General features: G+C 67.4%; 15 protein-coding genes and 1 tRNA gene. 7 read left to right on the top strand and 9 right to left on the bottom strand.

Annotated elements, in window-relative coordinates:
• Positions 1–19: 19 nt before the first annotated feature.
• Together RCO27_RS14805 and RCO27_RS14800 are read left to right on the top strand one after the other, a co-directional pair.
• Entirely contained in the window at positions 20–1,015 is a 996-nt protein-coding gene (locus RCO27_RS14805; protein ID WP_309003471.1) for a DNA topoisomerase IB, read from the top strand.
• The gene (locus RCO27_RS14800; RefSeq protein WP_309003470.1) at positions 1,012–2,160 is read left to right on the top strand and encodes a mechanosensitive ion channel family protein; all 1,149 of its coding nucleotides are present in this window, start codon (positions 1,012–1,014) and stop codon (positions 2,158–2,160) included. Before RCO27_RS14805 ends, RCO27_RS14800 begins: the two co-directional genes overlap by 4 nt.
• 6 nt (positions 2,161–2,166) lie before the next feature.
• On the opposite strand, the gene RCO27_RS14795 is transcribed toward RCO27_RS14800, so the two are convergent.
• Positions 2,167–5,145, bottom strand: a complete 2,979-nt coding sequence (locus RCO27_RS14795) for an L-glutamate gamma-semialdehyde dehydrogenase (RefSeq protein ID WP_309003469.1) — start codon at positions 5,143–5,145, stop codon at positions 2,167–2,169.
• An 81-nt stretch (positions 5,146–5,226) separates the two neighbouring features.
• Here RCO27_RS14795 and RCO27_RS14790 point away from each other — a divergent pair, with 81 nt between their 5' ends.
• The 4 genes from RCO27_RS14790 to RCO27_RS14775 are packed head-to-tail and all read left to right on the top strand — an operon-like array spanning position 5,227 to position 8,860.
• Positions 5,227–5,682: a MaoC family dehydratase gene (locus RCO27_RS14790; protein ID WP_309003468.1), complete on the top strand. Its 456-nt coding sequence runs from the start codon at positions 5,227–5,229 to the stop codon at positions 5,680–5,682.
• Positions 5,679–6,230: a carboxymuconolactone decarboxylase family protein gene (locus tag RCO27_RS14785; protein ID WP_309003467.1), complete on the top strand. Its 552-nt coding sequence runs from the start codon at positions 5,679–5,681 to the stop codon at positions 6,228–6,230. The genes RCO27_RS14790 and RCO27_RS14785 overlap by 4 nt, the downstream gene beginning before the upstream one ends.
• 1 nt (position 6,231) lies before the next feature.
• Positions 6,232–7,413, top strand: a complete 1,182-nt coding sequence (locus RCO27_RS14780; RefSeq protein ID WP_309003466.1) for an acetyl-CoA C-acyltransferase — start codon at positions 6,232–6,234, stop codon at positions 7,411–7,413.
• A gap of 13 nt (positions 7,414–7,426) precedes the next feature.
• The gene (locus RCO27_RS14775; protein WP_309003465.1) at positions 7,427–8,860 is read left to right on the top strand and encodes an MFS transporter; all 1,434 of its coding nucleotides are present in this window, start codon (positions 7,427–7,429) and stop codon (positions 8,858–8,860) included.
• On the opposite strand, the gene RCO27_RS14770 is transcribed toward RCO27_RS14775, so the two are convergent.
• Positions 8,835–9,578 carry a queuosine precursor transporter gene (locus RCO27_RS14770; RefSeq protein ID WP_309003464.1) on the bottom strand — a complete coding sequence of 248 codons (744 nt, stop codon included), beginning with the start codon at positions 9,576–9,578 and terminating at the stop codon, positions 8,835–8,837. The two genes, RCO27_RS14775 and RCO27_RS14770, sit on opposite strands and share 26 nt — an antisense overlap.
• Positions 9,579–9,634: 56 nt before the next feature.
• On the opposite strand from RCO27_RS14770, the gene RCO27_RS14765 reads away from it, so the two are divergent.
• Positions 9,635–9,711, top strand: a tRNA-Arg gene (locus RCO27_RS14765).
• A gap of 175 nt (positions 9,712–9,886) precedes the next feature.
• Here the strand turns inward: RCO27_RS14765 and RCO27_RS14760 are convergent.
• The 7 genes from RCO27_RS14760 to trbL all read right to left on the bottom strand — a co-directional run bounded on the left by RCO27_RS14760 (position 9,887) and on the right by trbL (position 15,126).
• Positions 9,887–10,312 (bottom strand): DUF305 domain-containing protein, encoded by a 426-nt coding sequence (locus tag RCO27_RS14760; protein ID WP_309003463.1) that lies wholly within the window; start codon positions 10,310–10,312, stop codon positions 9,887–9,889.
• A 226-nt stretch (positions 10,313–10,538) separates the two neighbouring features.
• Complete coding sequence (locus RCO27_RS14755) at positions 10,539–10,745, bottom strand: DNA-binding protein (protein ID WP_309003462.1); 207 nt, start codon at positions 10,743–10,745, stop codon at positions 10,539–10,541.
• A gap of 8 nt (positions 10,746–10,753) precedes the next feature.
• Complete coding sequence (locus RCO27_RS14750) at positions 10,754–10,990, bottom strand: DUF2274 domain-containing protein (protein ID WP_309003461.1); 237 nt, start codon at positions 10,988–10,990, stop codon at positions 10,754–10,756.
• A complete protein-coding gene (locus tag RCO27_RS14745; protein ID WP_309003460.1) occupies positions 10,983–12,188 on the bottom strand; it encodes a TrbI/VirB10 family protein in 1,206 nt (401 codons plus the stop codon). Before RCO27_RS14745 ends, RCO27_RS14750 begins: the two co-directional genes overlap by 8 nt.
• Positions 12,185–13,030: a P-type conjugative transfer protein TrbG gene (gene trbG / locus RCO27_RS14740; RefSeq protein WP_374990390.1), complete on the bottom strand. Its 846-nt coding sequence runs from the start codon at positions 13,028–13,030 to the stop codon at positions 12,185–12,187. Before trbG ends, RCO27_RS14745 begins: the two co-directional genes overlap by 4 nt.
• Positions 13,027–13,836 (bottom strand): conjugal transfer protein TrbF, encoded by an 810-nt coding sequence (gene trbF / locus RCO27_RS14735; protein WP_309003459.1) that lies wholly within the window; start codon positions 13,834–13,836, stop codon positions 13,027–13,029. The genes trbG and trbF overlap by 4 nt, the downstream gene beginning before the upstream one ends.
• A 3-nt stretch (positions 13,837–13,839) precedes the next feature.
• Positions 13,840–15,126 carry a P-type conjugative transfer protein TrbL gene (gene trbL / locus RCO27_RS14730; RefSeq protein ID WP_309003458.1) on the bottom strand — a complete coding sequence of 429 codons (1,287 nt, stop codon included), beginning with the start codon at positions 15,124–15,126 and terminating at the stop codon, positions 13,840–13,842.
• Positions 15,127–15,164 lie beyond the last annotated feature (38 nt).

The raw sequence follows: 15,164 nt of genomic DNA, 5'->3' as shown, positions 1-15,164 counted from the left end.
AAGGAACGCTTCGCCTTCCATGCTTCGCTATGTCGACGATTCCGCGCCCGGCATCATCCGCAAGCGGCACGGCCGCTACTGGCAATATCTCGACGCCAGGGGAAAGCGGATCACCGACCGGAATGAGATCGGCCGGCTGAACGCGATCGGCATGCCCCCCGCCTACGAGAATTGCTGGTTCTGCCCCGATCCCGACGGCCATATCCAGGCGATCGGCTACGACGCGCGCGGCCGCCGTCAGTATCGCTACCACCCCGATTTCCGCGCCCGTCAGGACAAGAGCAAATATGCGCGCCTCGCCGCCTTCGGCCGGGCGCTGCCGAAGCTGCGCAAGCAGGTGGAGGCGGACATCAAGGGCAAGGCGACGACGTTCGATGCCGTGGTCGCCGCCGTCGTCCGGCTGATCGATGAGACCCACATGCGGGTCGGCAACGAGGATTACGCGCGGATCAACAAGAGCTTCGGCGCCACCACCCTGCGCAATCGTCATGCGAAGATCGGACGGGGCCGCCTGCGCATCTGCTATCCCGGCAAACACGGCATCAAGCGCACCGTCACGATCAGCGACCGGCACCTCACCCGGATCGCCCGCAGGACCCAGGACCTGCCTGGGCAGCATCTGTTCGAATATCTGGACGACGAGGGCGACCCGCAGCCGGTCGGCTCGTCGGACGTCAACGCCTATCTCCGCGACACCATGGGCGACGATTTCTCCGCCAAGGACTTCCGCACCTGGGGCGCCAGCGCCATCGCCTACGAGGCGATTGCCAGCGACGATGCGAAAGGCATTGCCGGCATGATCGGCCCGGTGGCCGAAGCGCTCGGCAACACCGTCGCGATCAGCCGCAAGTCCTATGTCCATCCCGCGCTGATCGAGGTCGCCAAAATGAACGGAAAGCGCCCGCACCGCTTGCCCTGGCCACGTGCGACGAAATATCTCTCCGCCGCGGAGCGGGGGCTGATCACATTCCTCGACAAGACCAAACCGACGAAAGCCGGAACAGCGAAATCATGAACACAGTCTCTCCCCTCGACATTCAGGCCTCGAGGCTCTGGACGGAAACCCTTGCCTGGCTGTCGAGCCACAGCCTGCAGATCGCAATCGGCACGGCCGCCGCGGCGGTCATCGTCGTCGTGCTGCTCGGCATCAAATGGCTGGGCAGGCGCATCTGCCGCACCGATCCGACCCACACCCATTGGCGCACGGTGGTCGGCCGGGTCCTGACCCGCACCAAGCTGTGGTTCATGGTCGCGCTCGCGGCCCGGCTGGTGGTCGGCTACGCCCAGCCGCCGCAGGTCGTGGCGATGACGATCGGCGTGCTCTTCATCGTCGCGGCGACGCTGCAGGCGGCGCTCTGGGCCCGCGAGCTCGTCATCGGCGTGATCGAGTTCCGCGCCGGCGAGCTCGACCAGAGCAGCAGCCTGGGCAGCGCGATCGGCATCATCCGGCTGCTCGTCACCGTCGCGATCTTCGCGATCGCCCTGGTGGTCGTGCTCGACAATCTCGGCGTCAACGTCACCGGCCTGGTCGCCGGCCTCGGCATCGGCGGCATCGCGATCGGCCTCGCCGCGCAGGGCATCTTCTCCGACCTGTTCGCGGCGCTCTCGATCATCTTCGACAAGCCGTTCCGCCGCGGCGACACGATCACCTTCGGCACGATGACCGGGACCGTCGAGCAGATCGGGCTCAAGACGACCCGCATCCGCTCTCTCACCGGCGAGGAGGTGGTGATGTCGAACGCCAAGCTGCTCGATCAGCAGCTGCAGAACTGGGCGCTGCTGGAGCGGCGGCGCAACGTGATGACCTTCGGCGTCACCTATCAGACCCCGCCGGACATGCTCGCGCGCATCCCGCTGGAGATCAAGGAGATCGTCGAGGCGCAGCCGCTGGGCACCTTCGACCGCTGCCACGCCACGACGTTCGCCGCCTCGTCGATCGACTTCGAGCTCGTCTTCCACACCGAGAGCGCCGACATGGCGGACTTCATGTCGGTGCGGCAGGCGATCATGCTCGGCATGATGCGCAAGTTCGAGGAGCTCGGCGTCGAGTTCGCCTATCCGACCCAGACCAGCTTCACCGCCGGGCCGGACGGCAAGGCGATCATGCCCTATCCGGAGGTGCAGCCGGTGAAGCGGGTCGACCTGCGCGAGGGCGAATAGTCCCGCCTAGAAGCCGACATCCTCCAGACTGAGCAACGTGGCGTTGCCGCCGGCGCTGGTCGTGTCGGTCGACGTGACCCGCTCGGCGCAGAAGCGCGGCAGATAGTGCGGGCCGCCGGCCTTGGGGCCCGTACCGCTGAGGCTCTCGCCGCCGAATGGCTGCGAGCCGACGATGGCGCCGATCATCGAGCGGTTGACGTAGAGATTGCCGGCCTCGGACGCCTCCTCGACCGTCTCCGCGGCACGGGCGATGCGGCTGTGCAGGCCCATGGTCAGGCCGAAGCCGCTGGCGTTCACGCGGCGAACCGTCTCGACGAGCTGGCCGGCCTTCCAGGTGGTGACGTGGAGCAGCGGCCCGAACCATTCGCGGTCGACATCCTGGATCCGGTCGACCCCGATCAGCGTCGGTGGCACGAACAGGCCGGTTTCCGGCACGGGAATCGTCTTCAGCCAGCGGTTCTGCTTGGCGGCGCGGTGGCCCATCAGCTTGTTGTACGCGGCATCGTCGATCACCGGACCGACATCTGTGTGCGGGTCGGCGGGATCGCCGACGATCAAGGTGTCCATCGCTCCCGTCAGCATCTCGAGCGTCCGGTCGGCGACATCCTCCTGCAGCAGCAGCACGCGCAGCGCCGAGCAGCGCTGGCCGGCCGAACGGAAGGCGGAGGTGACGACGTCCTGCACCACCTGCTCGGGCAGCGCAGTTGAATCGACGATCATCGCATTGATGCCGCCGGTCTCGGCGATGAGCGGGATGATCGGGCGGTCATCGTCGGCGAGGAGAGTGCGGGCGATGCGCTTGGCGGTGGCGGTCGAGCCGGTGAAGGCGACGCCGGCGATCCGCACGTCCTCCATCAGCGCCTGGCCCATCTCCGGCCCGCCCGGAGCGAAGACCAGCGCATCTTCGGGGATGCCGGCCGCATGGGCGAGGCCGACGGCGAAGGCGGCAATGTCCGGCGTTTGCGGCGCCGGCTTGGCGACCACGGTGTTGCCGGTGACGAGCGCCGCCGTCACCTGGCCCAGGAAGATGGCGAGCGGGAAGTTCCACGGCGCGACGCAGACGAAGACACCGCGACCCTCCATGCGCAGCACGTTGCGCTCGCCGGTCGGCCCGGGCAGCTCGATCGGCTGGAGGCCGGTGCGGGCCTGCTGGGCGTAGTAGCGGCAAAAGTCCGCCGCCTCGCGCACCTCGGCAAGGGCGTCGGGAATGGTCTTCTTCGCCTCCTGCACGCAGATCCGCATCAGCATGTCGCGGTTGCGCTCCAGGCTGTCGGCGAGCCGGTCGAGGCAGGCGGCGCGCTCGTCGACGCTGCGCAGGCTCCAGCTTTCGAAGCCGGCCAAAGCGCGATCCACGGCCTCCTTGGGGCTCGGACCTCCCGTGGCGTGGAAGGTGAGCGGCTGCGCGACCTCCTTCGCCACACGCGCCAGTTCAGGCGCGTCGTTGAAGTCGATGCCTTCGCTGTTGCCGCGCGAGGGCATGAACAGGTCCTTGGGCAGCGGAATCGAGGGGTGGCGCGTGCCGCCCACCGCCGAAATCTTCGCAACCGGATCGGCGAGGAGCTGGTCGTCTGTCAGCGTCTCGTCGGCAAGCTGATGGACGAAGGAGGAATTGGCGCCATTCTCGAGCAGGCGCCGGACGAGATAGGCGAGTAGGTCGCGGTGGCCGCCGACCGGTGCGTAGATACGGCAGTGATAGCCCTGCTCGCGGACCAGATCCTCGTACAGCCCCTCGCCCATGCCGTGGAGGCGCTGGAACTCGAAGTCGCGGCTGTCGCCGGCCCATTCGAGCAGGGTCGCAACAGTGAGCGCATTGTGGGTCGCGAAGGCCGGATAGATGTTCTTCGCCGCCAGCATGTCCTTCGCACAGGCGAGATACGAGACGTCGGTCGCGGCCTTACGGGTGAAGAGCGGATAGTCTGAGAGGCCCTGCTCCTGGGTGCGCTTTATCTCGGTGTCCCAATAGGCGCCCTTGACCAGCCGCGCGGCGATCCGCCGGCCGGTTTTCGCGCCGACCGCATCGGCCCAGGCGACGGTCGGCCGGGCGCGCTTGCCATAGGCCTGGATCGCCATGCCGAGTCCGTCCCAGCCCTTGAGCGTGGGCAGGCCCGCGACGGCCTCGATGATGTCGAGGCTCATTTCGAGCCGCTCGGTCTCTTCGGCGTCGACGGTGAAGGGGATGCCGTAGCCGGCCGCCAGCACGGCCAGCGCCTCGACCTTCTCGATCAGCGCCGGCACGCAGCGGTCATATTGCGCGGCCTCGTACCGCGGATGGAGCGCGGAGAGCTTGACCGAGATGCTGTGGCCCTCTGCAGCTGTCGCGCCCACCGCCTTGATCGCATCCTCGTAGGACTTGAAATAGCGGTCCGCGTCCGGGAAGGTCCGGGCCGCCTCGCCCAGCATGTCGAAGCTGGCGGTGAAGCCCTTGTTCTCGCGCTTCCTCATCCGCTCGGTCGCCTCGCCGATGGTGCGGCCCATCACGAAGATCTCGCCCATCATCCGCATCGCCGCGCCGACGCCCTGCCGGACGAACGGCTCGCCGGCGCGGGCGATCAGCTTCTTGAGCGCGCTCGCCTGCTCGGAATCGCTGGTCAGCGCCCGCCCGATCACGAGCCCCCAGGTCGCGGTGTTGACCAGGGTCGAATTGGCCTTGCCCTTGTGCGAGCGCCAGTCGCCTTCGCCGAGCTTGTCGGCGATCAGGCTGTCCGCCGTCTCGGGATCGGGCACGCGCAGGAACGCCTCGGCGAGGCTGAGCAGGGCCACGCCCTCCGAGGTGTTCAGCCGATATTCCTGCAGGAACTGGTTGACCCAGCCCTTGGACTGGGCGGCGCGCAGCTCGGCGAGCATGGCGAGCGCGCGGTGCTCCACGCGGCGGCGCGACTCGGCGTCGAGCGCGGCGTCCCTCAGCAGCGGCGCCAGCACATCCGGTTCGGGCGCACGCAGCAGCGTGCGAATGTCTTTGCGCGCGGTTGCCGTAGCGTCCGCCATGTCCGTGTCTCCCGAGGGCTTGAGTCTCGCCGCCGCGCGGCCCTATGCCGGGCCCGATAGCGAGAGAAACGGGTAGGCTCAATGCCGGTCGCCAGCATCGACGAGATCAAGGAGAGGATCGGCACCGAGATCGGCGTGTCGGACTGGATCCTGGTCGATCAGGCGCGGATCAACGCGTTCGCCGACGATACCGAAGACCACCAGTTCATCCATGTCGATCCCGAGGCGGCGGCGAAGACGCCGTTCGGCGGCACGATCGCGCACGGCTTCCTCACCCTGTCGCTGCTGAGCCGCATGGCGGCGGACGCGATGCTGCGCCCGGAAACGATCCGGATGGGCGTCAACTATGGTTTCGAGAAGGTCCGCTTCCTCGCTCCTGTCCGCTCCGGCAGGCGTGTCCGCGGCCGCTTCGTCCTTGCCGCGTTCGACGAGAAGCGCCCGGGCCAGTACCAGTTCACGCACATTGTCACGGTCGAGATCGAGGGCGAGGACAAGCCCGCGTTGATCGCCGACTGGATCGGCCAGATCTTCACATGAGCCGGATCGCCCCGCTCGAACGGCCCTGGCCGGACGCGTTCGCAGAGGCGATGGCGCGGACGATGCCGCCCGGCATGGAACCGCTGATGCTGTTCAGGGCGCTGGCGACGTCGCCGCGCGCCTGGGCCAAATTCTCCGCCGGCACGCTGCTCGACAAGGGCCCACTGCCGCTCAGGGCACGCGAGATCGTGATCGACCGGACGACGGCGCGCTGCGGCTGCGACTACGAGTGGGGCGTGCATGTCGCCCTTTTCGCCGGTCGCGCGGGCCTCACGCCGGAGCAGATCGCGGACACGGCAGCCGACGCGTCCAACCCGGACCTGTGGGACGAATCCGAGCTTGCCCTGATCGCTGCGGTCGATGCCCTGCTGGACCGCAAGCGCCTCACCGACGATGAGTTCGCCGGGCTGCGCGTCCATTTCGACGAGGACCAGATCCTGGAGACCGTCCAGCTGGTTGCCTTTTACCATGGCGTGGCGTTGATCTGCGGTGCGCTCGATCTTGCGCCGGAACCCGGCATGCCCACCTTGTCCGAAAAGGGAGATTGACATGTCCACTCGCGAAGCCGTCATCGTTTCCACCGCCCGCACGCCGATCGGCCGCGCCTACAAGGGCGCGTTCAACGCGACCCCCTCGCCCACCCTCGCCGCCCACGCGATCCGCGCCGCGGTCGAGCGCTCGGGCGTGGATCCGGTCGAGATCGAGGACTGCATCATCGGCGCGGCGCTGCCGCAGGGCGTGCAGGCGACGATCGGCCGCACTGCGGCTTTGCGTGCGGGCCTCCCCGTCACCGTCGCCGGCATGACCATCGACCGGCAGTGCGCGTCGGGCCTGATGACCATCGCGACCGCCGCCAAGCAGGTGATCGTCGACCGGATGGACGTGGTCGTCGCCGGCGGCGTCGAATCGATCAGCCTGGTGCAGACGCCGGAAATCCGCCTCGGCCCGGATCCCGAGCTGCTGGCGATGCACAAGGACGTCTACATGCCGATGATCGGCACGGCCGAGGTCGTTTCGCGCCGTTACGACATCAGCCGCGAACGACAGGACGAATATGCGCTCCAGTCTCAGCAGCGCACCGCCGCCGCGCAGGCGGCCGGCAAGTTCGACGACGAGATCGTCGCCTGCGATGCCACGATGGTGGTCAAGGACAAGGCGACCGGCGAGGTCAGCAAGCAGCAGGTCACGATCAGCAAGGACGAAGGCAATCGACCGGACACGACGCTCGAGGGCCTCGCCGCGCTCCAGCCGGTGATGGGTCCGGACGCCTTCATCACCGCCGGCAATGCCTCGCAGCTCTCCGACGGCGCCTCGGCCTGCGTCGTGATGGAGGCGGGCCTCGCCGCCTCGCGCGGTCTCCAGCCGCTCGGCAAATATCACGGCATGGCGGTCGCCGGCACCGAGCCCGACGAGATGGGCATCGGCCCGGTCTTCGCGGTGCCGAAGCTGCTCGACCGGTTCGGGCTCAAGACGGACGATATCGGCCTGTGGGAACTGAACGAGGCGTTCGCCGTCCAGGTCATCTACTGCCGCGACACGCTGGGCATCCCGAACGACAAGCTGAACGTGAACGGCGGTGCGATCTCGATCGGCCACCCCTATGGCATGTCGGGCGCGCGCCTCACCGGCCATGCCCTGATCGAGGGTAAGCGGCGGGGCGCGAAGTACGTCGTCGTCACCATGTGCATCGGCGGCGGCATGGGCGCAGCGGGGCTGTTCGAGGTCCTGTAGCGGCGAGCATGCCATGAGCGGTGCCCTCCCCGCCCCTTGCGACCGCGGTCTGGCCGAAGCCGGGCGCGACGGGGGTGGGGCAGCGCATCCACGGCTTGTTCTCGCAACCTGCGTTCTGGCCTCGAGCCTCGCCTTCATCGACGGCTCGGTGCTCAATATCGCGCTGCCCGCGATCCGGGAGAGCTTCGGCGCGACCACCGCCGAGGTGCAATGGGTGATGAACGCCTTCACCCTGCCCTTGAGCGCGCTGCTGCTGATCGGCGGCGCGGCCGGCGACCTCTACGGGCGGCGAAGGACCATGCTGTGGGGCATCGTGCTGTTCACGGCCGCCTCGCTGCTCTGCGGCTTTGCGCCCAGCCTTGAAATTTTCCTCATCGGCCGGGCGCTGCAGGGGATCGGTGCGGCGATGCTGATGCCCAACAGTCTCGCGATCCTCGGCGCCGCGTTCGAGGGCGAGACGCGGGGCAAGGCGGTCGGCACCTGGGCGGCTGTCGGCGCCGCCGCCGGCGCGGTGGCGCCGTTGCTCGGCGGCTGGCTGATCGAGCTTTCCGGCTGGCCGCTCATCTTCCTCATCAACCTGCCGATCGGCGCCGCAGCGATCCTGCTGGGTTGGTCCTATGTGCCGGAAAGCCAGAACGAGGCGCGGCCGGCACCGGACTGGCCCGGCGCGTTGCTGGCCACGCTCGGCCTCGGCGCACTGACCTGGGGCCTCACCCAATGGTCGGCGGGCGGGCTTTTCGGGGCGGCCGAGATCGCCACCATCGGCGGCGGCATCCTGTTCCTGCTGCTCTTCCTCTGGGCCGAACGACGGCGCGGGCCGCAGGCGATGGTGCCACTGGACCTTTTCGGCTCCAGGGCGTTCGTCGGCCTCACCGTCTTCACCTTCCTGCTCTACGGCGCACTCGCCGGCTTGATGCTGCTCCTGCCCTATACGCTGATCGACGGGGCCGGCTACACGCCGGTCGAGGCGGGGCTGGCGGTCCTCCCCTTCCCCATCCTCGTCGCCGCCGGCTCGCCGCTGATGGGCAAGCTCGCCGGGCGGATCGGCCCGCGCTGGCCGCTGACGATCGGACCGGCGCTGGTCGCGGTCGGCTATGCGCTCGGCGCCAGGATCGACGAATCAGGCAGCTACCTGACCCATGTGCTGCCACCGATCCTCCTCGTTTCCGCCGGCATGGCGATCGCGGTCGCGCCGCTCACGACAGCGGTGCTGAGCGCGGTCGACGCGCATCATGTCGGCACCGCCTCCGGCCTCAACAGCGCCGTCTCGCGCGCCGGCGGCCTGATCGTCGTCGCCCTGCTCGGCGCGGTGCTGTCGCTTCAGGGCGCCAATCTGATCGCCGGCCTCCACGACGCCGCCTGGATCGGCGCGGCGCTCGCGCTGGCCTCCGCGGCGATCGCCCTTCTGACGCTCGGCAAGGTCAGACCCGCGCCCGGAACGGGGTGAAATCGGTCCCCTCGTCATAGACGTCGACGCCCTCGCGGCGCTTGAGCCAGCCGACCACGGCATAGGTGAACGGGGTCAGCAGCACCTCCCAGCCGACCTTCAGCGCCCATTGCGTCAACAGCACCTTGATGACCAAGGCGTCGGTCCAGCCCGCCGCACCCCAGAAGGCGAGCGGGTAGAAAATCAGGCTGTCGACACCCTGCCCCGCCACGGTCGAGCCGATCGTCCGGGTCCACAGGTGCCGACCCTTCGTCCAGAGCTTCATCTTCGCCAGCACATAGGAATTGACCAACTCGCCGGCCCAGAAGGCGATCATCGAGGCGAGCACGATCCGCGGCACCTGCCCGAACACCTGCTCGTAGGCCGCCTGCCCGTCCCATTCCGGCGACGGCGGCAGCGCGACCACCACGAAGGACATGAAGGCCATGAACAGCAGCGCGCCGAAGCCGACCCAGATGCAGCGCCGCGCCCGGGCAAAACCATAGACCTCGGTCAGCACGTCGCCGATCACATAGGAAACGGGGAAGAAGAGAATGCCGGCGCCGAACGGCCACGTCCCGACCCCCGGCAGATCGATCACCGCCACCTTGCCGGCGCCGAGCACGTTGGAAAGAAGCAGGATCGTGACGAACGCCGCCATCACGAAATCGAAATAGCGCAGCGGCCACCCGCTCAGCGCCGTGGCCTCGACCGCCCGGATGTCCTCACCCCCGCTCATCCACCCCGCATAGCGCGGTTCCGATCTTCACCAAAGCACGCTAGAGCGCTCTCCACGCGCCCGTAGCTCAGTTGGATAGAGCACGAGCCTTCTAAGCTTGGGGTCACAGGTTCGAATCCTGTCGGGCGCGCCAATTAAATCAATAACTTATGGGCATATTTTTTGCGCCGCGAGCTGTGATTTCACGCCACGTAATCGCCACGTAATCATTGTAGACGCAACCAGAGTCGGTTCGGCTGCAATGCAAGGCCGAGACGGTGGCGTCGCTCGTAGTCGCGCCCGGCCGCGGCCGATCGCGCGGGTCCGTCTCAGTATCGCGCCAGGATCCGGTTCATCTGCGCGATCTCAGCGCGTTGCGAACGCTCGATGTTGCTGCAGAGCGCGACGATCTCCGGATCGGTGATCGAGGCCTCCCGACACATCAAAATGGCGCCCGAATGGTGCGGGATCATTGAGCGCAGGAACTGCGCGTCGCCGATTGGCGCTTGAGCCCTGATGCCCAGGAACGCGAGCACGAACACAAGCGCGAACCCCGCATGGAGCAGGAGATTCAGCGTCTTGTTGTCGTACATCGAGCCCATGAGCAGCAGCATGAGGATACCCATTGGCGCGGCCATCATCAGTGCCATGTAGAACATGTTGAGATTGTTGTAGAAGTCGGCGAGGCCGTCGATCATTGCAAACATCACGAAATACATGATGATCGCGCTGAGCACGATGTTGAGGCCGAGCATCTTGTAATGCGAGCCCATGTCTTTGCCTTCCATCGAAGAATGGACGATGGCCGGAGAAACGGAATATCAGGGTGCGCGGTTCCTTTGAATGTCCTCTCAGGCGTCATGTAGGCGAGCAGACCGAGACATTTGCAAAAATCTGGTGCGGGACCAAAATCGCGACTGTCGAATGGACGCGAGATCAGATCCGGCCGGCTCCCGATCGCGCGACAGGTGATGGACCCGCTCAGCCGCGCTCGCTGGTGGAATTCGCTCGGGGCTTCGACGCGATCCAGTTGCGGATGTCGCCCCGCCGATAGCGAACCAGCCGCCCGAGTTTGATGAATGGCGGGGAGTCGATTCCCGAGACGCGCGCCTTGTGCAGGCGACTCGGAGGAACGCTGAGTTCCGCAGCCAGCTGCTCGGTCGTGATCAGGTCGTCATTGTCGTCCATGGCATGCCCTATTTCTGCGCCGGCCCGGCTAGAGCCTGTTTGCGGTTCCTGGCGAAGCTGCGATCGCTTTCGAGAAAAGTGCCCAGCATCGCCGGCACGAGCTCGGCGATCGGCTCCGTCTCGCCATAAGTGCTGGCATACAGCGCGGCATAGTCGGCAAGTGCGCCATGCAGATCCGGCGTGAGGCTGATCGTCAGCTTCACCGGCGTGCGATCGGGCAGCTTCGCCAGCTTCAAGTCAGCCACGTCCGCCTCTCCATGGTTCCAGCACGATATCTCGATGGACGACGACGCGAAGCGGCCAGCCGGATCGCACCCGAAGCGTTGGCTGGACATTCAGGTTCCTGGTCACAAGCTGCTCACCTGCCCGGGCACCGCTTTGCTGGGCGGATTGCCGGATCGCGCGGACCAGATCGCTCTCCGTGTTCCCGAAGCTCAGTTCCGAGCCGACGCCGAGCAAGGTCGAGAGCACCACGCCCTTGAGCAACTGCCATGTATGTCGGTCGACCCGGTCGGAAAGTCCGGCAAAACCGGACATGTCGGTTGCCGGCACATTGTCGATCTGGATCGACGAGCCGTCGGGAAGGATGATCCGCTGCCATACCACCAGGGCGCGGCTCTGGCCGAACGCCACGACGTTGTCGTAGCTCCCGACCAGTCGGGAACCCTGCGGAACGAGCAGGATCTGGCCGGTCACGGTATCGTAGGCATTCTCGGTGACCTGCGCGGTGATGAAGCCGGGCAAATCGGAATTCAGGCCCGTGATCAGGCTGGCCGCGATCACGCTGCCTGCCAGCAGGGCATAAGGGGAAGGCGCTGCGGTGAGGCGATGCGGATTGACGGTGCCGTCGGTGTTCGAGCGACCCACCGCCGCACTCGCGCGCTCCCCTCTCGGGGACATTTGCTCGTCCGGCGGGTCATCCGGTGGTGATCGAGGCGCCGCTTCGGGTCGTCCACCAAGGGGCGAAGGCAATTGCGCCGAAGATCCGCTGATCGGCATCATGACGCCCGATTGGCGCGCGGCCAGCCGCTCGGCGAGAACCCGCTGGCGTTCGGTCTCTGCTTGCTGCGCCTGAGCTGCGGCGGACGGGTCTTCTGTTGCGGCCGCGATCTCGCGCTGGCGCGCGAGGATCGGTCGGCCGAGGTCACCCGGAAGAGGGGGCCCCAGCCTGGGCACCTCGCCATAGGATTTCGGCGCCCCGGCAAGGGCATCAGGCGGCGCCGCCACGGCTCGCGGGCCGTCGTCACCGTCGGCGACCAGACGCCAGCTTGGCGGCTGCAAGGCGAGCCAGGAAATGCCGGCGACGGCGATGGCGGCCGATGCCGTCAGTGCGACGATCACGCCGCGCCTGAACCGGACAATGCGGCTCCGCGGTGCACGCAGCACCAGGGCTTCGGGGTCGGCTTTGGCAGGCGCGCCCGGCGGCGGCGATGACTCCGTCACGACCCGGTCCCTGCGCGCGGGCGATCTCGCCGTTCGATGCGCACGATTTGCTGGCGGCGCGTCCCGAGCCGCAATTCGGCGACGCTGAAGACTCGGTCGACCACATAATAGCGGCCGGCCATCCGATAGTTGACGAGCTGCGCCTCCCCCTCCGCGCCGATCACGAAGAAGGGCGGAACCTCGCCCATCGCGATGCTCGCCGGAAACTCGACATAGGTCTGGCGCCCGTCGTCGAATGCCCGCAGCGGTCGCCATCCCGGCCGGTCGCCGCTGATGCGGTAGGCGAAATTGAGCTGTTCGACCGCGATCCCTGAGCCGACCGGAGCGGCGCTGGCGGCGGCGTGGTCTCTTGCGACGGCCAGTAGCGCGTCCTCGGGATAGCTCCAGGCAATTGCCGTCATCGCGGCGGCCGCGCTGCTCTCGAGCTGGAGATGGTAGGCGCGCCGGTCCGTCGTGATGACGAGATTGGTGCGCAGGCCCGCGGCGAACGGCTTCACGAGGACATGCGTGCGCCGCCCTTCCCCGCTGCCGCTGCTGGTGTCGCCAACGGTCCACCGCACCGTGTCGCCGGCCGCGACCGCGATCAGCGTTTCACCGGCTTGCAGGGCAATGTCGGTGAGACGCTCCGGCGCGGCATAGACCCGATAGAGCGCGCCAGCAGAATAGGGATAGACTTGGACGGCGTTCAGATAGCCGGCGAGCGAAGGCTCGCGCAGCGCTGCTCGGTTGGCGGCCGCCACGCGGGCCGCGGGAGAGGCGAGTTCGGCGGGCGGGTTGCTCGGCGCGCTGGCAGGCATCAGGCACAGCGCGACGGTGCCGGCGAGCGTGATCGGTCGGATCATCGGACATTCCTTTCGGGAGGTTGGCTGGCGAGACCGGGATCGAGCGGCGATCCGAGCGGCAGATCGGCCGGCGGGTCGAAAGCCGATCCGCTGTCGGCCGTCGGCCTGTCGTCGCGCGGGGGTTCCTCGAGCTCCTGGCTCCAGTCGACCGCCTCGACATAGAGACCGAGCGGGTTCTTCCGCAGCACGTCCGCATTGCGCGGCGGGCGGATGACCAGGGTCAGGATGGCGGTCCAGCGCGAGGTGCCGGCCAGGCTACCGCGCTCATAGCGGCTCTCGGTCCATTTGACCTGGAACGACGTATCGGACGCGCGGACAACGCTGGTGACCTGCACCGATACGGTCCGCGTGCCGACCTCGGCGAACGGATTGGCGGCGCGGGCATGTTCGCCGAGAAACAAGGCCCCCCGATCGGTCACGAAGTCGTAGGCCGACAGCCAGTTCTCGCGCATCAGCACCGCATCGAGCGATTTGGACCGGATGTTCGAGATGAACCGGCTGAGATGCCAGGCGATCTGCGGGTCGGTCGGACGAAAGTCGGCATCGGCCGGGATGACGGCGCGCGCCTCGCCGAGCCGGTCGACCTCGACCACATAAGGCACGACCCGGCTTTGCATGGACTGCCAGACCAGGGCGCCGGAGAGGCCCATGGTCAGTAACAATCCGCCGAACGCCATCAGCCGCCAGTTCCTCGCCTGGACACGCGCGGAGCCGATCCGCTCGTCCCAGAGTTGGCCCGCGCGCTGATAGGGCGTCTCCGGTTCGGGCGTATTTCCGTAGCGTTGCAGGGCCCGCTTGAATCGCATGGCTCAGTCCCTTTCGCGAATATCTGGAGTAATGCCGGCGCCGCCCTTTTCGCCGTCCCGCAGGGCATGGACCGCGAGCTGGCGGCGATGACGCGAGGATTGCCGGGCGCTGAGCTGCTGGGCCCAAGCCGGGGTCGCGTCGGCAGCGGGAGAGGCTTGCGGCGCACCGCCACCAGCCCGCCATGCGGCCTGTCGTCCGCGTTCGGCGGCATCACCGAGACCGAAGGCGTTGCTCGTCCGATCCGAGACCGCGCCCTTGGCGGCGCTTGCCATGCCGCGCAGGCCCGCACCGACCGTGCTGGAACCAGACGTCTCCTGCCCGAGCCTGTAGGAGGTCGAAGCCGCCGCGCCCATCGAGGTGCCGGCGCGGATGGCGCCGAGGCCAGCGCCGCCGATGGCGCGAGCCCCGCCCACCGCCGCCGCGCCACCAACGGCCAACGTTGCTCCGGCGCCAACGACAGTGCCGATGGCTGCGCCGGCACCAAGCTGCGGCGCGCCCGCGACCAGGCCGGAGGCGATGGAAGGGCCGAAAATGCCGAGCCCGAACAATGCGAGGCTCGCCAGCATCAGCGACACGGCCTGCTCGAGGCTGGCCTCTTGTCCCTGCAGCGAGCTGGTGAACTCCGAGAAGTAGTTGGAGCCGATGCCGACGATGACGGCGAGCACCATCACCTTGATGCCCGACGAGATGACGTTCCCCAGCACGCGCTCGGCGAGGAAGCTGGTCCGGTTCCACAGCGCGAACGGCACCAGGACGAAGCCGGCAAGGGACGTGAGCTTGAACTCGAGGATGGTCACGAACATCTGCACGGCGAGGATGAAGAAGGCAGCGATGACGATCATCCAGGCGACCATGAGCACGGCGATCTCGACGAAGTTTTCAAAGAAGGCGATCGGGCCCACGAGTTCGGCTGCCTGATCCAGCAGGGGCTTGGCGGCCTCGAATCCGGTTCCGGCGAGGCGGCCGGGCCGAAGCAGGTCGTCGGCGGTGATCGTGCCGCCTCCGGCAGTGAGGCCAAGGCCCGCGAACGAGCGGAAGATGATATCGGCGAGCGTCGAGAAGCTGTTGAGAATGAGCGCGAACACCCCGACGAACAGGATCTTCTTGAGGAACCGGCCGATGACGTCGTCCTCGCCCCCCAGCGCCCAGAACAGGCCGGCCAGGGTGATGTCGATGCCGATGAGGACGGTGGTCAGGAACCCCACGTCGGGGCCGAGCAGCCCAAACCCGCTGTCGATGTAGCGGATGAAGGTCTCCATGAACTGGTCGATGACGTTGAGGTCGTCCACTTGGCGCGGCTTTCGTTCCTGAATCCAAAAGTGTCGCG

Origin of the sequence: Sphingosinicella sp. LHD-64, assembly GCF_031157375.1 — a bacterium.
Classification (GTDB): domain Bacteria; phylum Pseudomonadota; class Alphaproteobacteria; order Sphingomonadales; family Sphingomonadaceae; genus Allosphingosinicella.
This window is presented reverse-complemented; position numbering and strand designations above follow the sequence as displayed.